Raw genomic sequence first — 363 nt, 5'->3', positions numbered from 1 at the left:
TGGTGTGCTCCTTCGCGCGGCTGGCGCAATAGGGTCATCACCGCCTGCCGCGCTTCATCCACGCCGGTACCGGCAGAAGATGAAAACACCTGCGCAGTGGCGTGCAGCCCTTCCGCCGCAAACTGCTTCAGCAAGGTCGCCAGCGCCTGCGTGGCCTGGCCGCGCGAGAGCTTGTCGGCCTTGGTCAGCAGCAGGTGGCAGGGCAGTTGGGTGGCGAAGCAGAACTCCAGCATCAGCCGGTCGAACTCCTTCAGCGGATGCCGGATATCCACGATCAGGATCAGCCCGCGCAGGCTGCGCCGCTGATGCAGATACGCGTCGATTTCCAGCTTCCAGTGCTCGCGCATCTCCAGCGGGACTTTC

The 363-nt window shown here is 64.5% G+C and carries 1 protein-coding gene; it reads right to left on the bottom strand.

The window, feature by feature from the left end; genetic code table 11:
* Positions 1-363: GTP-binding protein (locus GSQ77_RS28950; RefSeq protein ID WP_367889709.1), on the bottom strand; the 363-nt coding region annotated here is incomplete at both ends.

The organism is Burkholderia sp. L27(2015) (assembly GCF_009765705.1).
Lineage (GTDB): Bacteria > Pseudomonadota > Gammaproteobacteria > Burkholderiales > Burkholderiaceae > LMUX01.
The sequence above is the reverse complement of the archived record's forward strand: the minus strand, read 5'-3'. Positions and strand labels throughout refer to the sequence as shown.